Source organism: Microbulbifer maximicatervae (SeqCode) (assembly GCF_052468155.1).
The window spans coordinates 2,901,489-2,920,680 of the sequence record NZ_CP174335.1 but is presented as its reverse complement, the minus strand read 5'-3'; the positions used below and the strand labels follow the sequence as shown (position 1 = coordinate 2,920,680).

15 protein-coding genes are annotated in these 19,192 nt (G+C 48.9%); 9 read left to right on the top strand and 6 right to left on the bottom strand.

The annotated features are described in order from the left end of the window. Window positions 1-45: 45 nt before the first annotated feature. Together ACJJIY_RS12645 and ACJJIY_RS12640 are read left to right on the top strand one after the other, a co-directional pair. The gene (locus tag ACJJIY_RS12645; RefSeq protein ID WP_444897961.1) at window positions 46-1,212 is read left to right on the top strand and encodes an aminotransferase class V-fold PLP-dependent enzyme; all 1,167 of its coding nucleotides are present in this window, start codon (window positions 46-48) and stop codon (window positions 1,210-1,212) included. Window positions 1,213-1,373: 161 nt separating this feature from the next. Then, on the top strand, window positions 1,374-2,084 hold the full coding sequence (locus ACJJIY_RS12640; protein ID WP_445358024.1) for an SIMPL domain-containing protein: 711 nt from the start codon (window positions 1,374-1,376) through the stop codon (window positions 2,082-2,084). 184 nt (window positions 2,085-2,268) lie between these two features. Here ACJJIY_RS12640 and ACJJIY_RS12635 read toward each other — a convergent pair whose 3' ends face one another. Continuing rightward, a complete protein-coding gene (locus ACJJIY_RS12635; protein ID WP_444897962.1) occupies window positions 2,269-3,633 on the bottom strand; it encodes a metal-dependent hydrolase family protein in 1,365 nt (454 codons plus the stop codon). Between the two features lie 90 nt (window positions 3,634-3,723). On the opposite strand from ACJJIY_RS12635, the gene ACJJIY_RS12630 reads away from it, so the two are divergent. After that, window positions 3,724-4,335 carry a glutathione S-transferase family protein gene (locus ACJJIY_RS12630; RefSeq protein WP_444897963.1) on the top strand — a complete coding sequence of 204 codons (612 nt, stop codon included), beginning with the start codon at window positions 3,724-3,726 and terminating at the stop codon, window positions 4,333-4,335. 42 nt (window positions 4,336-4,377) lie between these two features. Here the strand turns inward: ACJJIY_RS12630 and ACJJIY_RS12625 are convergent, their stop codons facing one another. Both ACJJIY_RS12625 and ACJJIY_RS12620 read right to left on the bottom strand, forming a co-directional pair. Next, window positions 4,378-7,194, bottom strand: coding sequence for a M16 family metallopeptidase (locus ACJJIY_RS12625; protein WP_413662698.1), 2,817 nt, complete (start codon window positions 7,192-7,194; stop codon window positions 4,378-4,380). 218 nt (window positions 7,195-7,412) lie between these two features. Next, window positions 7,413-8,501, bottom strand: coding sequence for a Glu/Leu/Phe/Val dehydrogenase dimerization domain-containing protein (locus ACJJIY_RS12620; RefSeq protein WP_413662699.1), 1,089 nt, complete (start codon window positions 8,499-8,501; stop codon window positions 7,413-7,415). A 519-nt stretch (window positions 8,502-9,020) separates the two neighbouring features. On the opposite strand from ACJJIY_RS12620, the gene ACJJIY_RS12615 reads away from it, so the two are divergent. Beyond that, on the top strand, window positions 9,021-10,988 hold the full coding sequence (locus ACJJIY_RS12615; RefSeq protein WP_445358023.1) for a VacB/RNase II family 3'-5' exoribonuclease: 1,968 nt from the start codon (window positions 9,021-9,023) through the stop codon (window positions 10,986-10,988). Window positions 10,989-11,112: 124 nt separating this feature from the next. Continuing rightward, window positions 11,113-12,585, top strand: a complete 1,473-nt coding sequence (locus tag ACJJIY_RS12610; RefSeq protein WP_444897966.1) for an aminoacyl-histidine dipeptidase — start codon at window positions 11,113-11,115, stop codon at window positions 12,583-12,585. Between the two features lie 280 nt (window positions 12,586-12,865). Here the strand turns inward: ACJJIY_RS12610 and ACJJIY_RS12605 are convergent, their stop codons facing one another. The 3 genes from ACJJIY_RS12605 to ACJJIY_RS12595 are packed head-to-tail and all read right to left on the bottom strand — an operon-like array spanning window position 12,866 to window position 15,703. Continuing rightward, window positions 12,866-13,765: a polysaccharide deacetylase family protein gene (locus ACJJIY_RS12605; protein ID WP_444897967.1), complete on the bottom strand. Its 900-nt coding sequence runs from the start codon at window positions 13,763-13,765 to the stop codon at window positions 12,866-12,868. Next, the gene (locus tag ACJJIY_RS12600; protein WP_444897968.1) at window positions 13,765-14,637 is read right to left on the bottom strand and encodes a GNAT family N-acetyltransferase; all 873 of its coding nucleotides are present in this window, start codon (window positions 14,635-14,637) and stop codon (window positions 13,765-13,767) included. Before ACJJIY_RS12600 ends, ACJJIY_RS12605 begins: the two co-directional genes overlap by 1 nt. 31 nt (window positions 14,638-14,668) lie before the next feature. After that, window positions 14,669-15,703: a bile salt hydrolase gene (locus ACJJIY_RS12595; protein WP_444897969.1), complete on the bottom strand. Its 1,035-nt coding sequence runs from the start codon at window positions 15,701-15,703 to the stop codon at window positions 14,669-14,671. 406 nt (window positions 15,704-16,109) lie between these two features. Between ACJJIY_RS12595 and ACJJIY_RS12590 the strand changes: the two genes are divergently transcribed. From ACJJIY_RS12590 to ACJJIY_RS12575, 4 genes are all read left to right on the top strand, one after another. Continuing rightward, window positions 16,110-16,508 (top strand): VOC family protein, encoded by a 399-nt coding sequence (locus tag ACJJIY_RS12590; RefSeq protein WP_444897970.1) that lies wholly within the window; start codon window positions 16,110-16,112, stop codon window positions 16,506-16,508. Window positions 16,509-16,943: 435 nt separating this feature from the next. Beyond that, window positions 16,944-18,038 (top strand): alpha/beta hydrolase family protein, encoded by a 1,095-nt coding sequence (locus ACJJIY_RS12585; RefSeq protein ID WP_444897971.1) that lies wholly within the window; start codon window positions 16,944-16,946, stop codon window positions 18,036-18,038. Between the two features lie 89 nt (window positions 18,039-18,127). Continuing rightward, window positions 18,128-18,649 carry a hypothetical protein gene (locus ACJJIY_RS12580; protein ID WP_444897972.1) on the top strand — a complete coding sequence of 174 codons (522 nt, stop codon included), beginning with the start codon at window positions 18,128-18,130 and terminating at the stop codon, window positions 18,647-18,649. A 10-nt stretch (window positions 18,650-18,659) separates the two neighbouring features. After that, window positions 18,660-18,998: a hypothetical protein gene (locus tag ACJJIY_RS12575; RefSeq protein WP_444897973.1), complete on the top strand. Its 339-nt coding sequence runs from the start codon at window positions 18,660-18,662 to the stop codon at window positions 18,996-18,998. Window positions 18,999-19,192 lie beyond the last annotated feature (194 nt).

Genomic DNA, 19,192 nt, shown 5'->3' with positions numbered 1-19,192 from the left:
AATCAGCCCATAACAAATAAATCGGCTTTTTAAAGCTAAACGCATATGTATAAAAAATTCTATCGCGAGTTCCTTCAGGCGCCCAGTGGCAGTCCCTCTTCCATGCTGCACATGGCTTGCCACTCCCACCACTACTGGCCCGATGTTACCCTTGATGCAGTACAGCAGTACTGGCGCGATTCAGCACTTCTGGCCGATGAAAAATGGGGGCCAATTTTTGAGGAGAAGATACCCTCATGGCAAGCGGCGATCGCAAAATCCCTCAACCTACCCAGGGCAGACTTGATCGCTATAGCCCCAAATACCCATGAACTAGTGTATCGGCTACTGAGTTCATTCGATCCCAGTAAACCATTGCGCATTCTCACTACAGACGGAGAGTTCTACAGTTTTACTCGCCAATTACAACGTCTGGAAGAGCTTCCTCAAGTAGAGGTAACGAGAGTTGCCAAAGAACCCTACGCCACCCTGGCGGAAAGATTTGAGACCGAGCTACATAAAAATGAATACCATCTGGTCTATGCCAGCCTGGTATTTTTTGACTCCGGTGTGGTATTTCCCCGGCTGCTGGAGGTTGCAGCACAGAAACCGCACGACACACAATTCGTTATCGACGGATATCACGGTTTTTTTGCTCGCCCAATCGATCTTTCAACCGTTGCAGACAAGGTTTTCTTTACGGCAGGATCATATAAGTACCTAGGCGCCGGTGAAGGCCTGTGTTTTATGACAATTCCTGCGAACTGTACACTGCGCCCTGTAAATACCGGCTGGTTCGCAGAAATGGCTGAGCTGGAGAATCACTCGGAAGAAGTCGGATATAGCGACAATTGGCTGCGCTTTGCCGGGGCGACCATGGACTATTCAACACTCTACAAAGCCCTGGCTATTTTCGATTTATTCCATCGCGAAGGCATTACCATCGAGAAAATACACAGCTATGTTCTCAATGCGCAAACCCGATTCCTGAATAGCATGGATAACTCAGACCATCCCATCTTGAATCGCAACAACTTGATTTGTCATGATCTGGAAGAAGGTCACGGCCACTTTTTCACATTTAACTGCTCACAACCAGAAATCTCACAGAGGGTTCAGGAAGAACTCAAGGCTCGAGCAGTTCTGTGTGATCGCCGACAACAGTTTCTCAGGCTGGGATTCGCCATCTATCACGATAAGGATGAAACTTACCAGCAGGTTTTTAACTCTTAAAGCTTCAGAGCTAAGAGAACGGAGTGATTTTTACTACCGCCGCTAGAGCATATTTCACACCTAAAAGACACACGGGCTCAGCTGCGGTTCAGGATTCAATCTATAAAATAATGGCGCCATTTTCGTCACAATAATCAGCACTCAATGGATAAGGAAGCGTTATGAAAGCAGTAAAAATTTCAGTAATTTCCCTTCTCGCCCTGCTCGCCACAGCCTGTGGTAACGAGCGGGCTCCAGAAGACCGGGGGACCATGGTATCCATCGCTGCACGGGGGGAGGCAAGTCAGGTTCCTGATATCGCAAAAATTTCTGTCGGAGTGGTGACCGAGTCAGAGGACAGCAAACAGGCAATGCGCGATAACGCCAATCAGATGGGGTCTTTAATGGCCGCCATCAAGAAATCGGGTATCAACAAGAAAGATATTCAAACCACAGGCGTTAACCTGTCTCCGCGCTACCAGTACCAGCAAAACAAAAAACCCCGAATCACTGGTTACACCGCGCGAAATACCGTCAGCGTAAAGGTTCGCAAACTGGATGAACTCGGCAAGGTCTTGGACAATCTTACCGCCGCTGGAGCCAACCAGATCAACGGTCCGAGCTTCGAAATTGGTGAACCTGCTCCAGTTCAAGCCAAAGCCCGGGAGAAAGCCCTTGAAGACGCCCAGGAACGTGCAGAAATGTACGCAAAAGCGCTGGGTACAAAAGTGCGTCGCATTGTCAGTATTTCAGAAAATGGCAACGGCGGTATGCCACGCCCCATGTACCGCACTGAAATGGCGGCCATGAAAGACAGCGCTTCCACCCCCATTTCACCGGGAGAAACCACACTTACCGTCAATCTGGATCTGGTATACGAACTCGAGGACTAATACGGAGCAATAGCTACTCACATACGGAGGCAGGAAGGATACACGGCTCTTGGGGCCATTCGGAACTTGAATATATTCATAGTCCATTTCGGTTCTTCCCTGCTGCCCCGTAATAGCTAATATCTTGTCAGCAGTGAAACAGCACCAACAGCCTTGCTGTTTCACTGCCGTTCTTCCCTACCGGCTAACCGCTGATATCTTGCTCAAGAAACACATCGCTTGGCAGCTCGCTGGATTCTTTGTAAATAACGCCTTCTTTCATCACAAACAGAACCCGTTGCATTTCCGAAATATCTTCCAGGGGATTTCCTGCCACAGCGATAATATCGGCTATCTTGCCCTCGCTAATGCTGCCCAGTTCATCCTGTACTTGCAGTAGTTGGGCCGCGTTCCAAGTCGCTGAACGCAGTGCATCGGCCGGGCTCATTCCACCCTGCACCATCAATAAGAATTCACGAGCATTATTGCCGTGACGGGTAACACCGGTATCGGTTCCAAATGCAATTTTTACTCCGCGCTTGTGAGCGCGGCTAAAAGTATCCTGCATTAAAGGCCCCATAGTCGCGGCTTTCGGGCGCACCAGGTCCGGCAGGAAGCCTTCAATCGCCGATTTTTCTGTCACCCACTCGCCAGCCATTAGAGTCGGCACAAACCAGGTGTTGTTACGGCGCATCAGGTCCATCACCTCATTATCCATATAGGTGCCGTGTTCAATGGAGTCCACTCCAGCACGAATTGCGCGGATCATTCCCTCCTTACCGTGGGCATGTACTGCAACTGTGAAACCATAGTCCTTAGCAGCCTCAACAATTGCCTCCAACTCATCCTGCATAAATTGAGGGTTCTGGCCGCTCTTTGCCACACTCAAGACTCCACCAGTCGCGGTGATCTTGATCAGGTCAGCGCCGTCCTTATAGCGTTGACGAATCGCTTTGCGCGCGCTGATAGGCCCATCAATAACACCATCCACCGGGCCAGGGTTCCCCATCAAGTCCTGCCTGAGCCCATTGGTGGGGTCAGCGTGCCCACCGGTAGTTGCGATTGTCTTTGCCGCCGTATAAATACGCGGACCTTCCACCAGGCCTTTGTTGATTGCATTACGTAAACTCACAGTCACATTGTCGTGATCACCAAGATTTCGAATCGTGGTAAATCCAGCCTGTAGAGTGCGATGAGCAGCATCCACGCCGCGCAAGGTAAAATCGGCAGTATTCCAGCTGAAAGACTCCATATAAGCACGCGGCCCAAACTCGTAAGTGAGATGGCTGTGCATATCCATCAAACCTGGCAATACCGTATATTCTCTCAAGTCGACCAAGCGCTCTCGATCGCGCTTGGCAAACCCCTTCTGTACTGACTCAACCCGCCCATCGACAATATGAATGGTGCGGTCTTCCAATAATTTTCCATTACTGCTATCAAATAATTTGCCAGCGTAAATTGCGATGCTCTCGGCCCCAGCCTGTAAACTAAAAAGCCCGGCAAATACCGACAAAGCCACGGCGGCTGCGCGGTTGACAAAGTAGCTTCGGTTGGTCTTTGTTGTCATTGTCGTCCCCAGTAGATCTCTTTTAGATTCTTAACGTCCTTTACCAAGATCGCACAATCTACGCAATTACCCAGGCGAGAGGAAGCCTCTATGAAAATCTATGAGTTCGCAGCAGCACCAAACTGTCGACGTGTTCGCATGTTTATGGCAGAAAAGGGGTTAGATGCAGAATATGTCGGAATAGATATTACAAAAGGGGAAAATCTTAGCTCAGAGTTTCGAAGCAAAGATATCAATAAAAAAGTACCCGTAATGGAGCTGGATGACGGCACTTACATTGCGGAATCAGTGGCCATTCAGCGTTATTTTGAGGAGCTACACCCAGAGCCACCACTCTTCGGCCGCACCCCCAAGGAAAAAGCACTGGTGGAAATGTGGAATCGCCGTGCCGACTTTAACCTTATGTTTCCTGTCGGGATGTGTTTCCAGCACGTTTCCGGTTTCTTTAAGGACCGGATGAATGTTTACCCCGATTTTGGTGAGGATTCAGGCAAGCGAGCCTTGAAGTTTATGGATACCCTCGACAACCACTTTTCAGACCATGAATACCTGGTTGGTGACTATTTTTCAGTGGCCGATATCAGCATGGTTTGCGGACTGGATTTCGGCAAAGTTCAAAACCTTCGACCCGATCCGTCCAAGCACTCTCATCTAATCAGGTGGCGTGAACAACTTAAAGAGCGCCCCAGTTTTAAAGCTTAAACCCTATTTCCCCGCCCAAACAGGGCGGGGAAATAATTCAAATCAGTCCTTTGCAGGAAGCACCTCAACGGGGCCAATATCCAAGGCTTCAACCTCGCCTTTAATCTTACTCAGATCCCCAACAATCACCCAGGTGAATTGATCTGGCGCAAGATACTCCTTCGCGGAAGCCTCTACTTTTTCCTTATTCAGTGCTGAAACCCGCTGTGGATATTCGGCAATATATTCCTCTGGAAGCCCCTTCTCCACCTGCCAATTAATACTGGAAAGCAATTGCCCTTTGGTCTGGAATCGAGCACTTTGCTTCAGGACTTCGTCATTCTGGTAGTCCTCAAGCTCTTTTGCAGTAATAGGACGCTCTCCTAAGTATTCCTCATACTCTTTTACCAATTCCTTAATGGCTGGAGCTGTTTTATCAGTTTGCACAGGAGCAAAGAGGATATAAGGACGCTGCCCTTCTGTATCGAGGGAAACCGCGCGGGCACCATAGGACCAATGCTTGTTCTCACGAAGATTCATATTGACCCTGGACGTAAACTTTCCGGCAATAATATTTGTCATCGCATCAAAAGCTTCAGCTCCCTGCGGCTGCCAAGGCGGCATCAGCAGACCTGCCATGATATAACTCTGTTGTGCGCCGGGGCGGTCGAGCAAATAAACTCGAGCCTTTTCCGGGCGGGGCACCTTGGCAACTTCAATTTTGGGAAGCTCTGATTTAGGAGCAGTCCACTTTCCGAGAGTTTCATTCAGCAGAGGCTCTATTTCTTTTTCAGTAACATCGCCCACGATCGTCAGGGTTGCATTATCCGGTCGCACCCAGGTCTTTTGGAAATTAACCAGATCCTCACGGGTTATGGACTTAATACCCTCGGGAGTACCCGATCCCGTCAAGGGAGAGCCATAAGGGTGGTTTTCTCCAAATAGTAGCGGCGGCAGTTCACGCATAGCCAGGCCCTGAGGCTGGGCTTTTTCCTGGGCTATTGCATCCAGGCGATTGGACTTAACCCGCTCCAGGTCAGACTCTGGGAAACGAGGTTCAGTAACCACCTTCTCAAATAGCTCCAGCGATGGCTCCAGCTGCGTCTTAAGGGCACTCATGCTGATATTGTTATAATCAAGGCCGCTACCACCACCAATATTTACACCAAGCTCTTCTGAGCGAGAGCTAAATTCCAGGCTATCCAGATCACCCGCACCTTCGTTCAGCATTTGCGCCGCAACTGAAGCCAGACCTGGCTTATTTTTATCTGCGGAGGCACCACTGCGAAATTGCAGATTCATCAGTACAACGGGAGTATCATGACGTTCGGCCAGGACAACCTTTAATCCATTTTTGAGGGTAAATTCTTTTTGTTTTGGCAGTTCCAGCTCTACATTTTTGTCTACCTCGGGGAGCTTGCTGCGGTCAGCACCCTCCGCCGCTGCCGTATACTTCTGCTTCGGCTCCATAATTAAGGTGTAGGAGTCCTCTTTCAACCACTGCTCAGCCACTTCTTGAACTTCGAGAGCGGATACTTTTGCATAATCCTCCACGCCTTCTATCAAGGCTCCGGGATCGCCAAAATAAAACTCCGACTGGGCAAGGATGTCACTCTTACCACCAAAACCACCGGTTTTTTCCAACCCCTTTACCAGCCCGGCAAACTCACTCTGTTTAACCCGGCGCAGCTCATCCGCATTCACACCATTTTTTGCGAATTGCTTTAATTCTTTATTCAGTAAGTCTTCAACTTTTTCTACAGACTGCCCAGGTTTCACGTCGACAATAATCATCAACTGCCCTGCAAGCTGACGGCCATAATAAAAAGCGCTGACACTGGTGGCCACTTGCTCATCGCGAACTAAACGGCGGTAAAGAAGAGAGTTTTTTCTATTAGCGAGAAGGGAAGTCATTAATTCCAGCGCGTCTTCAACTTCACTACCCACTGCAGGCACATTCCAAACCTTGTAAATTCGAGTTTGGGGCACCTGGTCGTAAACCACCTCCCTCTTTTTCACTTGGGTGGGTAGTTCCCAATTCTTAATGCGCGGTTGCACTCCTGTGCTCGGGATATCACCAAAATATTTGCGCACCTTGGCCATCGCATCTTTGACCGTAACATCACCCGCAATTACCAAAACGGCATTAGCGGGCTGATAATGATCCTCAAACCATTTTTTGACATCTTCAAGACTGGCGTTGTCCAGGTCCTCCATCGAGCCAATCGGCGTCCACGAATAGGGGTGTCCTTTGGGGAAGGTACTCTTGGCAATAATATCGAACGCTTTGCCATAAGGTGCATTCTCCCCCTGGCGCTTTTCATTCTTTACAACACCGCGCTGCTCATCCAAAACCTCCTGAGTAATTGCACCTTTAAAATGCCCCATTCGGTCGGATTCCATCCACAGCGCCATATCCAGGGCGCCTTTGGGCACGGTGACAAAATAATTGGTGCGGTCATTGCTAGTGGTGCCATTCATATCGGTGGCCCCAGAGCGCTGGAAGGGTTCGAAATATTCCCCTGGGAAGTTTTCGCTACCGTTAAACATCAAGTGCTCAAATAAATGAGCAAATCCGGTTTTACCTGGCGGCTCGTCCTTAGAGCCTACTTTGTACCAAAGATTGGTAGAAACAACGGGGGCTTTGTGGTCTTCATGCACAATCACCGTCAGGCCATTGGGCAATACTTCCTTATGGAAAGGAATCTCCAACTTGGGTGGCGGGACATACGCCTCTTTATCGGATGCAGCAGCCTTACTACTGGCTGCTGCTTCCTTATCCACCGAAAGCGCATGAGGCGTATCATCGGTAGACTTTCCGCAAGCGGTAAGGCCAGTAATAGCGATGGCAACGCTGATAAGTAGCGGACGCAAGTCCATATTGTCACTCCCTTTTAAAAAACCGCAATTTCAGGATGGCAAGTTTAGGCCAGCTTTCCTCCAGAGTGTCAGCAAAACCTTTTACCAACCGCAATTTAGCAAATATTCCAGGCAAAAAAATGGGCACCGAAGTGCCCAAATCAATACATCACAGAGAGAAGCGAGATGACAATCGCCCAAGGAATCAGGTCACCAGCTCTACTCCTGCGCTGAAAACATTACGCTGCCACAGTACCAGACTTATCTTCGGCCTCGCCTACAACCGTATGGTGACCAAAGCGCTCCTCGGCAACCCGGTCCGCTACGTGAGCAGTGGTCTGGCCGGTTTCATCGGCACGCTCGAACACTTCTTTCATAGTGTTGCCAATCTCTTCGATATGAGCGCGCACTTCTGCAGCGTCGTAATCGCCTTTCTGCTGGTAGTAAACATCGATAATACCGCCAGCATTAATGACATAGTCCGGTGCGTACAAAATACCTTTCTCGCGAAGCACTTCAGCATGGCGCTCTTCCGCCAACTGGTTGTTGGCCGCGCCAGCGATCGCCTGAACCTTCAAACGGCTGATGGTGTCATCGTTGAGAATTGCACCCATCGCACAGGGAGCAAACAGATCTACGTCCAGGTCAAAGATTTCGTCGGCAGTTACGGCTATGGCACCAAGCTCTGTAACCGCACGATCGATATTGTCTTGGAAAATATCGGTGACAAACAGTTCCGCACCGGCATCCTTCAATAGTTTACCCAGGCGGAAACCGACGTTGCCCACGCCTTGAATAGAGACTTTTAAGCCGGTCAGGTCAGTCTTGCCCCAGCGGTGTTCCACCGCAGCTTTCAGGCCAACAAACACACCGTAAGCAGTCGAAGGGGAAGGATCACCACCATACTCGGAGCCCGCGAACAGGCCGGAGACAAACTCGGTTGTCTCACCGATAACACTCATATCCGCCACGCTCGTGCCAGAATCTTCAGCAGTGATATAACGGCCACCCAAGGTATTAATAAATTCACCCATAGCGCGGAGTAACTCAGGAGTCTTTTCCTTGCGCGGGTCACCAATAATTACGGATTTGCCACCGCCCAGCTTGAGGCCGGCCATTGCGGACTTGTAAGTCATACCCCGGGAAAGACGGAGAACATCATTCAGGGCCTCGCCATCGTCGGCGTAGGGCCACATACGGCAGCCACCCAGTGAGGGACCCAAATTCGTATTGTGTACCGCGATAATGGCCTTCAAGCCACTCTTTGCATCTTGGTAAAACGCCACTTGTTCGTGTTTATCGTAGGCGGAATGGGAAAAAATACTCATTAACTGTTCCTCTCCGGAAGGCCGGTTCTACAGCTGGGGAACAACCACAGCCCTTATCTGTTTTTATCTGGAATAAGATTATATCCAGCTCCCACAGACAAAGTTTGCATATTTTGCACACATGAGCATTAGAATAGCTAAAACATCACACCAAAATATTATTTTTAGGATATTCGTTTGCCCTGAAATAACTTGGGCCGCCCAGTCATTAATCTAGGCGGCTAGCTCTACGCTCTTATTTCTCCATCAATTGGCATTGAATACCGGGCCCTCTCCTACCGCTGGCGGCTGTCTTATAAATTTCCTATAACTGCCCCTCAAGAGAACACGATTCCTGTATAAATCTTCTGGCAAAGAACCACCTTTTGAAGCCTTCCTTAATATGTCTACTTTTTCAAAAATTATTGAAAACCTCACAACACTGACAACTAAGATCATTTCCACCGCCTAAGCGCGTTACATCCTCTGCGCATGGTCTGGTAGAATCCGCGCCCAAATCGACCCATAGAGATAAACTCGATGCTGAATGCCGACGCTCTAAAACAACTTTCGCAACTGAAAACAGATATTCGCTCCAATAAGGAGTTTGCCGAAGGCCGGGTTCGCGGCAGTAATGGCAAGTTTGGCTTCGTTGAGTTGGATGACGGGAGGGAAGCCTTCCTGCCTCCCAATGAAATGGAGCGTGTATTTCCCGGTGACCGGGTTCGAGTAAGTCTCTCCGAAGAGAACAAGGGTAAACTCGCGGCAGAGCTCGATGCATTGATCGACAGCCAGCTCGACTACCTTGTTGGCCAGTATGTACAGCGCGGCCAGGGCCACTTTATTCAGCCCACGCAAAATGGCCTGTCCCGCTGGATTTTTCTCCCTCCCAAGGCTCGCGGCAAGGCCCATCCGGGAGAGTTTATTGCCTGCAAAGTAAACCGCCATCCATTTAAAGACGGCAGAGCCCAGGCCAAGGTGGAAACCGTTATCGGCAAGCCCGATATGCCCGGTATCGAACACGCCTATGTTGTCGCCCAATTCAAGCTGCCTGAGCAATTTGGTGCCGCTGCACAAAAGCAGGCGGACACAATTGCGGAGAAACTGACAACAGTTACCGGTGAGCGCACCGAACTTTCCGAGCTGGGCTTCGCAACTATCGATGCAGAAACCACTCGCGATATGGACGACGCTCTGGCCGTAAGCAGCCGTGACGGGGGCTGGACCCTGCACATTGCTATTGCAGACCCATCGTCGCTAATTGATGAGAACAGCCCCCTGGATAAAGAGGCGTTTAATCGGGCCCACAGCCAGTATTTGCCGGGCGAAACCCTACCCATGCTGCCCCGCAATCTGTGTGAGAACCTGTTCTCCCTCGTTCCCGGCGAGCTGCGCCCCGCCCTGGTTATCCATATCGATATCGATAGCGATGGCACCATTGGCAATAGCCGCTATGAATTTGCCGCTATTCGCTCCCAGCACAAACTGAGCTATGAACAAGTCAGCCGCTTTATTGAGGGTGACGACTCCGCCGTGCCCCAGGAGCAACAGGACAGTCTGCGTAATTTGGCGGCGATCTACGAAGCGCGGGCCGCATACCGTGCCAGCCACTCACTGGCGATGGAAGATCGCCCGGACTATGAAATCCGCTTGAACGATCAGCGCAAGATCGAGCGTATCGAAAAGCAGGAACGCAATATCGCTCAGCGAATGGTCGAGGAAGCCATGCTCGCTACCAATATCAGCATGGGTGGCAAACTCGCCGAGATTGAGCAGGGCTGCTTCTCTGTTCACTTGGGCTTCCGCGAAGAGCGCATGGGAGAAGTTCGCAGCCTGCTAAAAGAACTGCTGCCTGAGCATGCAGAGGCCGATCTGGGGCAACTGGAGCATTACCTTGCACTGGTTAAGCACCTGGAAAACCATGAAGAGCCGCAGATGAACAACCTGCTCGCCGTGCTCAAGCGTATGCTGCGCCCGGGCCAGCTCGATAACAAGGTAGGGGCTCACCTGGGACTGGGCCTCGAGGCCTACGCCACCGTCACCTCTCCAATTCGCAAGTACAACGACCTGCACAACCACCGCGTTCTGCGCGCTGCTGCGCAGGGAGAGAAAGCCTCCACCCTGGCCGATGATAAAATCGAATCCCTGCAGGAAAGCCTGATTCGCGGTCGCCAGGCCAACCGAGCCCTGGAGCAATGGCTCTACGCTCAATTTATCGAGAAGAAAGTTGGCCAGGAATTTACAGGGAAAATTACCCTGGTAAACGGCGCAGGCATCGGCGTGCGACTCGACGACTTTGGTATTGACGGCTTTGTGCGCATGAATGGCGATAAGAAGAATCTGCCCACCTTCGATGGCAAGCACCTGGTTCTTACGCACAATGAAAAACGCTTCCACCTAGAACAGGAAGTTTCAGTTAAAGTAGCGTCTGTCGATGTAGACAAACGACGCATCGCCTTTGAACTGAACGCTGAAAAAACTGAGGCTGCCGACGCGGCCCAGAAATAAGTTCCTGCACATTTACCCAAGCCCGGCGCTCGCCGGGCTTTCCTGCCGGGGGCCAAAGCCCACCGCCTTTGATCGGCCAGCTAACTTATAGCTCCGGCACCAATAGAATAAATCGAGGCCACTCATGAGCAATATTGCTGAATTGAACCCAACTCCACTGTGGGCACACTTTTCCAAGCTCTGTGAAATTCCACGCCCATCCAAGCATGAAGACCGCGTAGTGGAGCATATCGTTAACTTCGCTAAAGCACGCGGCCTAGGCGTTCAGCTGGATGAAATCGGCAATATTGTTATCAAGAAGCCGGCCACTCCTGGTATGGAAAACCGCAAGACACTGGCACTGCAGAGCCATGTGGATATGGTGCCGCAGAAGAATGCCGACACTGAGCACGACTTTCTCACTGACTCAATCAAACCCTACGTGGATGGAGACTGGGTAACTGCGGAAGGCACCACACTCGGCGCAGACAATGGTATTGGCGTTGCCGCAATCCTGGCCCTGATGGAATCTACTGATATTCCCCACCCCGCCTTGGAAGCCCTGCTGACAATCGATGAAGAAGCGGGCATGACCGGCGCCAAGAATCTTAAGCCTGGCTATTTTGAAGCTGACCTGCTCCTCAACCTGGATACTGAAGATGAAGGCGAGCTGTATATCGGCTGTGCCGGCGGTGTCGACGTCAATGTCAGCCTGCCCTATACGCCAGAAGCGATCCTGCCCGGTGCCGAAGCAGTAAAACTCTCTGTTCGCGGCCTCCGTGGCGGGCATTCTGGCTTGGATATCGACAAAGGCCGAGGCAATGCCAACAAGATCGCAAACCGCATTATCCACGCCGTTCTAACCCAGGTCCCCGAGCTGCGTATTGCCAGCCTGGATGGCGGTAGCCTGCGCAATGCGATTCCCCGCGAATCCTTCACAACCCTGGTCGTGCCTTCAGTAGCGGTCGATAAAGTACAGGAAATTGTAAAAAGCGAAAGCGCTCAAATTGCCCGTGAACTGGACAATGAAGCGGCACTGGACATCACCCTGGAAGCTACCGAAGCTCCAGCCAACACCCTGGACGCAGATAGCCAGTTGACCCTTATTCGCGCAATCCGCTGCTGCCCCAATGGTGTTGAGCGAATGAGCACTGCTCTCGAAGGTATTGCTGAATCATCCAACAATCTGGCCCGTGTTGTAACAATGGAGGAGAACGGTGAGCATCGAGTAAAAATCCAATGTCTTGTACGCAGCCTCTCTGACAGTGCCCGCGACCAACACGGCCTCAATGTCGCCGCCACCTTCCAGCTGGCAGGTGCAGAAACAACACTGGACAACGATTACCCTGGCTGGACACCAAATCCCGAATCACCGCTGCTGGCGATGATGAAGGATGTCTATAAAGATATGACTGGCGAGGAAGCTGAAGTAAAAGTCATTCACGCCGGCCTGGAATGCGGATTGCTGGCCAAGCCCTACCCCAACTGGGATATGGTTTCCTTTGGCCCAACCATTCGCCGCGCTCACTCTCCTGAAGAGAAGGTTCATATCCAGAGTGTCGCCAATTTCTGGGATTACTTTATTAAAGTGGTCCAAGCAATTCCCACTCGCGACTAATCGCCCAATCAGGCCTCGGCTTACCCCGAGGCCCGACACCTTGCCTTTCCACGCCGCCCTCCAATTACTACACCCAACGTATTAATCACTCTAAAAACTGCTTTCTAGCTATTGTTAGAGAGCCACTGGGCTATTTTAATATTTCCTAACTCCACAGGTGGCCGGGGGAAGTTGCAAAAGCCTCAGAGCAGAAACGGTTGCTATAACAGAGGAAAACTTACGGGTATACATAAGGCCTAAATTTTCCGCACACAAGCAATTTGGAAAGCTACCACCCAAGTTATCTAGCGGTAGAGAAATTGGAGATCCAATGTTGCGCTACCTCATTGCGGCGACAAAGCCAAATGGGTTCAAATCGCTGGATATATTTCAAAAAACGATAAACTCCAGCAGCCCTGGCAGGGTGGCCGCTGACTCGCCCATGTAGTCCAACACTCATCAACTTAGGACTCACGCTCCCTTCCCGCCAAAGCTGATCGAAAGCATCTTTTAGCAATAAAAAGAAATCATCGGCAGTCGCGCAGCCACTGGGCAGCAGGTACTGAATATCGTTATTCACCAAGGTGTAGGGAATCACCACCAATGAATCTGATTTCTGTTCCCAGAATGGCAAATCATCACTGTAGGAATCTGACGTATACAGTAATCCATCAATTTCTCGTACCAATGACCTAGTATGGGAGCTTACCCGGCCTGTATACCACCCAAACGGAGGCCTACCGGTTAACTGCTCGATTATCTTAACAGTGAGCTGAATATCGTGTTTTTCTCGACCCTTAGGAGTATCTTTATAATCAATCCACCGGTATCCATGGCCAGCAATCTCATGTCCCATTTCAATCAGGGCCAGCGCTAAATTCGGATTAAGCTCTAACGCCTGACCGGTCGCAAAAACTGTTAAAGGTACGTTGTAAGTCTTAAAGATATCGAGAAGCCGCCAGACACCAGCGCGAGAACCATACTCATACATACTCTCTACACTGAAATCCCGCCCTCCAACCCGCGCAGGCCTGCCAGGAAGTTCATGCAGGTAAGATTCAGATTGGGTATCGCCGTTTAGCGTGGTAGATTCTGATCCCTCCTCTAAATTCAAGACAAACTGAATTGCAATACGGGCCTGATCAGGCCAGCGGGGATGAGGCGGACGCCCAGCGTAACCCTCCAGATTTCTCTTGTGCATCAACCCAACTCAAATGTCGTTACACCAAAAATTCGGTCCCGCGCAATATCCGGCATTGGCCCCAGGTACATCCTTGCGCAGCCAAAAACCTCCTCCATTCCATAGTGCTTGGCCAGCGACATAGCCGCAGGATTATTTTCCGGCACATCCAGAAAAATAGGTCCATCATCTGCAAATGAGACCAGTCGCTTCAGCAACATATCTGCCACTTTATAGCTATTTGCAAACAGAGGACCGACTTTACATCCATTGCGGCAACGCCTGATTACACCGTAGCCACAAAGACTTCCAAATTGGACATAGCCCAAACTCAGAGCCTCTGGCTGGGAAAACCATGCTTTCAGAAATACCCGTCTACTTGCGGGAAAGCAGGTCCTGTCGTAAGCAATTATTTGATCGAAAGAAACTTCACTAAGCGGGATAATTTCATCAGGGCATTGAGTACTCACACCCTCAAAAGCAGAAAGCTCGACTCGATAACGGAGATTCCGATGGGAGAAGTTAAAACCGCCGCGGGCATAGTAATCCTGCATCGCAAATACCCCATCCATACCGATGCTTGCATCAGGCCTCAACCGGGTTTTTAAGCGGTCCCGTCGGATATACCAAAGTCTATTACCAAACCCATGACCTCTGAATTCAGGCCTAACGATAAAGAATCCCATAAAACCGAAATCATCACCGTACGCAGTAATTGCCCCTCCTCCGATCAAGTCGCCCCGAACTTCCGCCGCAATGTAAGCTTCTGGATCTGTTTTCCAGAAAATTTCTGAATCGTGCAACCCCGGATTCCAGCCTTCAAGTGCAGCCCAGTCAACCAGTAAATCCAATTCTTTACGAGTCATCTCCCGAACAGTAAATGATTCATGCATTGACTTAGACTCTTCTCGTTATCGTATTTATTCAGCTACCTGGAGCGAGGAACTTAAAGGGCTCTGAAGGACTCAACTTAGATGCTACTTCCCCACCAGTATCCATTGGAGTATCTAATTTCATTGTCATTACTTTAGATCCCGGCTCGATAGAAACACTATCTATATCCAGCCAGATTACTGATGGATTAATAACAGAATCGAAATAGTAGCGGCTATTTTTTTGATCAATAACTGACCGCCACAATGTTGAGGCTATATTGGGTTTATCGGGATCATCCATTCCCAGCGGCACACTGACGGCACGAATTTGGGAGAATGCGGATGCCAATGCATCGCGATACATTTTATATTCTGGCGATGTTTTTAAAGCATAACTCGCCCGTACAAACCTGTCCGCCGCACTAATTGTACCTGGTAAAAAGTTTTGGCCTCCAATTGAATTCCAATAGGAGTTGATTGCCAGCTGCTGATCATAAGGAGGAGAATTAGTCATTACCGCAAACTGCTTACCGTGATGGATCTTTAGCACACCATCAAGATATTCAAAAATAGCGGAATCACCGCTGGGATCTGAAATTGCAATATGTGTACTTGCCGGTCTCCCATTGGGAAGATCTGCGCCAACCACGGTGAATGGGTCACTCTTTAACCCCTTTACCGCAGCATCAACCGTTGCGTAGTTATCCAGGATGTATTGCAACCAGGCCCCAACAGAGATAGTCGGCTTATCCCTATCGGAAGCACTCCCATAATCTGCCTCAGCCAAGTATAAAAGATTGCCTACGAGGCCCTTTTCATTGAGCCCATCAGTTGTAGCCGCATCGTAAATACTGATAACAATTGAGCCAAACTTCGATGTCCAAGTAATAGATTTTGGGCCCAAGCCACCATTGCGCTCCATCCCCTGAGGGAAAACCCAAAATGCCATAGCTGCATCGGTATCACTCCAGTCCATGCTACGGGCAGTAATATAGGTCTTATCGCCAGTTTCATAGAGTATTCGGGTACAAGCAATCGAAGACCTGGGCTCGAGTAGGCACAGCACTACAATAACAAAAACCATAACGGAGCTTATAGATTTAGGAAAACATGAAATCCTTTTCACTTTGCCTACCATCCTTCAAAATCATTAATTAATATACTGATCGTTTACAATCACTGTAATCGGCTATAAACAATAGAAAGTCCGGTTTCCATCATAGATGGCCAACAATGGGGAGACTGTCTTTCATTCCAATACTTGGCAACCTTGGCGTAAAGATCCAGAAACTGACACCGCTTTCGACATGTACAGTTCAAATATTTTGTAACTTCAGTAAACTTTTACAGCTTATCAGCTTCACGCTAAAAGCATTCATTTTGGTATAGGCCACTCAAATAAAAACTATTTGAAAAACTGTACACCTGTTAACCAGAAAGAGATGACCCCTCTTATCGAAGCAGCAATAAGGCCAATCACGGAGCCCCTAATGAACTCAATTGGCAGACTGGTAATCCTAGTCAACAACTATGAAGAAGCTATTGCCTTTTATCGTGACAAATTGGGGTTTGAAGTATTTATTGACTCTCAAGCAGCACCGCATCGATTTGTTCATATTCGACTTCCGGCACAAAAAGATATGGGTATATGGTTACTTCAGGCAACTTCTGAAAGCCAGCAAAAGAAAGTGGGAGCACAAACTGCAGGGCAGCCTTGTGCCGTTATTTATACAGATAATTTTGACAGAGAATATAAAAAACTTGCAAAAAATGGCGTTCACTTCAGCAAGCCACCCACTTCTGAAGGGGGTGCAGAGTTTGCCCACTTTGAAGATCTCTACGGCAACGAATTTATTTTAGTTGAACTACAAAAAGAAACCGTAGAGTAAATTTTAACCTGTCGCTTCTGATTCCCCCATAGAGTGCGGTGTAAGCAGCAACAGATCTTCACCTTCGCTAGTCTCCCCCCTTAACCGCGATGAAATAACTTCCGACAAGTAATTTAAGAAAAGAACCACGAAGCGGCTTTTCCCCTCCCAATCAATAAATCTTTTTCTTTTCTATATTTACATCTCATTTTGTATCACATATAAATCGAGTAACATTCAGTTGACATGCACCTATATCCAATGTCCTTCGGTTAGTATAGAGCTGGCCATCGCACAAAATTTCACCACTGAGATACACCGCAGCTAGCTACTGGCTAGCGTACTTATATATGGAAATACTCACTTACTGAAACGATTTTCACACAGAAAAAACAAAGGCAGGAGCAAACCTTGGCAGAAGGTTATATCTCCAGAATAGAGCCAATTGGAATAACAATGAGAAGAAGCTTAATTATGCTGGTGCCTGGATTGACACGAGTCACCAGCACCGCCCAACTGTCAGAGTTCACCGAGGGAATGATCGCAGCCAGTGAGCGTATGCCTCTCACTCAGATTTCTGATCCTACCGTCCCCGCCGGCATCAACCGCCTGAGGGTCAACGATAAACAGGAGCTTGATCTGGTTGAAGCTTACTGGAACGACTTGGTTCCTAGCATTACCCAGCAGAGCCTGAAAGTCCGCTTAGCCCGAGGCTTCTCCCTAATCTGGTTCTGGCTGGCCAACCTCCATATTTGGAAAGGGGTGCTTAAACGAAAGTACCTGACATTTGGTCTAACCCTCTCAGCATTAGCCTTTATTGTTTGGTACATTGGTACCATCATTTTGTTTGTCGAAGCTGTTGAGCCCACCAGTGACAGCCCGTTTTATCCCGCAGTACAACAGCTCAAGCAAGGTGTTGAGTATATAGGGGGCTGGCGGATCTGGCTGATTGCTACTGCCGTTGTTGCCGTTATGCCGGTTGCCTTACTAGTAGATATTTCTGACTTTTGTAAGCGCTATCTCACCAATGAGCCGGCGGCCAAGGGCAAGCCTGCAGTCCGCTTTGAGATTATCCGACGGGTCAGAGAACAGCTCGAAAACAGTATTAAACTATATGACTACGATTCCGTAACTATTGTCGGACATAGTTTTGGCAGTGTTGTTACTGTAGACCTTTTTGCCGATCTTCCGCCAATCGGTAAACCTATACGTATCCTAACAATGGGGTCCCTAATCGAAGTTCTGGGTAAGCAAGCTCCTTGGCTGCAGAATGAAGTAGAACAACTGTCACAAAGAAAAGATCTAATCGAGTGGATTGATATCAAATCTCACTCAGACTGGTTTGCCAGTGGTTCTGCGGTCCCAGCACGCCACCACTGTTATGAGAGAATTATCGGGTCTTACGGTACTTTTCCGGACAAACTGGCAGCTCGAGTTCACTCCCGATATTTCGATAATCAGGAGGCTGTTCGCTTACTGCTGACTTACTTTGAAAAGAAAAATGATCCCAGTATTTCGCCGACCTCGCATGAGATTTTGGAACCGGTATAAATGGGTACCCAGACGAAAAAATTGGAAAGAACTGTATATCTCTCAGCCACCCTTTAGGCGGCTGAAAAGAGCCGAATTGAACTATTAAAATGAAAATTAAAGGGGGAGTTGTCATGATAAGGCAGCCAATAGCAATCTTTGCAGTTTTAGCCTTTCTTACCATTCTAGTTAGCGGATGCTCACAAATGGCGCCGCGCTATGATGCCGCGCTATACTCCGATTTAACCACTGTCAATGTAGAGATAATGGAATTTTTCTCTTCAGTTTCCAGTGGAACTAACAAAGATTCTTACTCAAAAAGAGATGAGAGATACCATGCATTGATCGGCAAAGTAGATGCGCTGGCTATGCAATCGAAAACCCGCCCTGCGCCTGAAAGTAAACTACTCAAAAAGATTAACAACTATTTGGAATCTTCTGGCAGGAATATTAGCTTTGAGCGGGCCCCCCCCAGTGTTGCGTCACTGGAGAAAATTTCAGAGAGTTTGAATATGATGCGCACGGTAGATGAAGATAAGGGCCTAAACGCAACCGCTGTTTCTCTATTCAAAAATGAAATTGTTGTTTCCATGGACCAAGCACTCACCTATGAGTCTTTTCTGAATCGCTGAGGAAATTACTATGTCTATTGACGTTAACCAACTCGTTGCCGATATTAAAGGGGCAGCTTCTGCGGTAATCAACAGTGATATTTCTGAACTCAGAGGGTTTTCCGAACGTCAGTTATCCGCAATGGCCCAGCAAACAAAAATGATTGCTAAAGCAATTGCATCTGATGAAATATCTGGCGATCTGCAAGATTACTTTCTCGACTCCCTGGAGGATATGGCCAAGAACTTCGCCAACACCTTACGTGGACTCCTGATAGTTACCATCGAAAAAGTCTGGAATGCAGTTCTGGGAGTTCTCTGGGGAACAATTGAAGCTTGCACCGGCATTTCTTTGAAAGCTGCTATCTGATTTCTGTTTAAATTGGGCTGGGGTAACTCAGCCCTCCCCCTCTACACTCAATCAAGATTACTCACCGGATCACCCCCACTACCAAGGACTCTATTCAGTCAGTCTGAAACAGCTCATGTTTCTGACTCTCAGGATTTATTGAGCATTCACCAACGGGTAAAAAGAGTTTAACCCCCCTGTAAAGAATTATTCAT

Excerpts from the sequence above, each read along its gene's own strand:
- ACJJIY_RS12580 (WP_444897972.1), top strand. The coding sequence starts at position 18,128 with ATGAAAATTAAAGGGGGAGTTGTCATGATAAGGCAGCCAATAGCAATC.
- ACJJIY_RS12595 (WP_444897969.1), bottom strand. The coding sequence starts at position 15,703 with ATGGTTTTTGTTATTGTAGTGCTGTGCCTACTCGAGCCCAGGTCTTCG.
- ACJJIY_RS12605 (WP_444897967.1), bottom strand. The coding sequence starts at position 13,765 with ATGCACAAGAGAAATCTGGAGGGTTACGCTGGGCGTCCGCCTCATCCC.
- ACJJIY_RS12615 (WP_445358023.1), top strand. The coding sequence starts at position 9,021 with ATGCTGAATGCCGACGCTCTAAAACAACTTTCGCAACTGAAAACAGAT.
- ACJJIY_RS12585 (WP_444897971.1), top strand. The coding sequence starts at position 16,944 with ATGAGAAGAAGCTTAATTATGCTGGTGCCTGGATTGACACGAGTCACC.
- ACJJIY_RS12610 (WP_444897966.1), top strand. The coding sequence starts at position 11,113 with ATGAGCAATATTGCTGAATTGAACCCAACTCCACTGTGGGCACACTTT.
- ACJJIY_RS12625 (WP_413662698.1), bottom strand. The coding sequence starts at position 7,194 with ATGGACTTGCGTCCGCTACTTATCAGCGTTGCCATCGCTATTACTGGC.
- ACJJIY_RS12635 (WP_444897962.1), bottom strand. The coding sequence starts at position 3,633 with ATGACAACAAAGACCAACCGAAGCTACTTTGTCAACCGCGCAGCCGCC.
- ACJJIY_RS12620 (WP_413662699.1), bottom strand. The coding sequence starts at position 8,501 with ATGAGTATTTTTTCCCATTCCGCCTACGATAAACACGAACAAGTGGCG.
- ACJJIY_RS12630 (WP_444897963.1), top strand. The coding sequence starts at position 3,724 with ATGAAAATCTATGAGTTCGCAGCAGCACCAAACTGTCGACGTGTTCGC.
- ACJJIY_RS12640 (WP_445358024.1), top strand. The coding sequence starts at position 1,374 with ATGAAAGCAGTAAAAATTTCAGTAATTTCCCTTCTCGCCCTGCTCGCC.
- ACJJIY_RS12590 (WP_444897970.1), top strand. The coding sequence starts at position 16,110 with ATGAACTCAATTGGCAGACTGGTAATCCTAGTCAACAACTATGAAGAA.
- ACJJIY_RS12600 (WP_444897968.1), bottom strand. The coding sequence starts at position 14,637 with ATGCATGAATCATTTACTGTTCGGGAGATGACTCGTAAAGAATTGGAT.
- ACJJIY_RS12645 (WP_444897961.1), top strand. The coding sequence starts at position 46 with ATGTATAAAAAATTCTATCGCGAGTTCCTTCAGGCGCCCAGTGGCAGT.
- ACJJIY_RS12575 (WP_444897973.1), top strand. The coding sequence starts at position 18,660 with ATGTCTATTGACGTTAACCAACTCGTTGCCGATATTAAAGGGGCAGCT.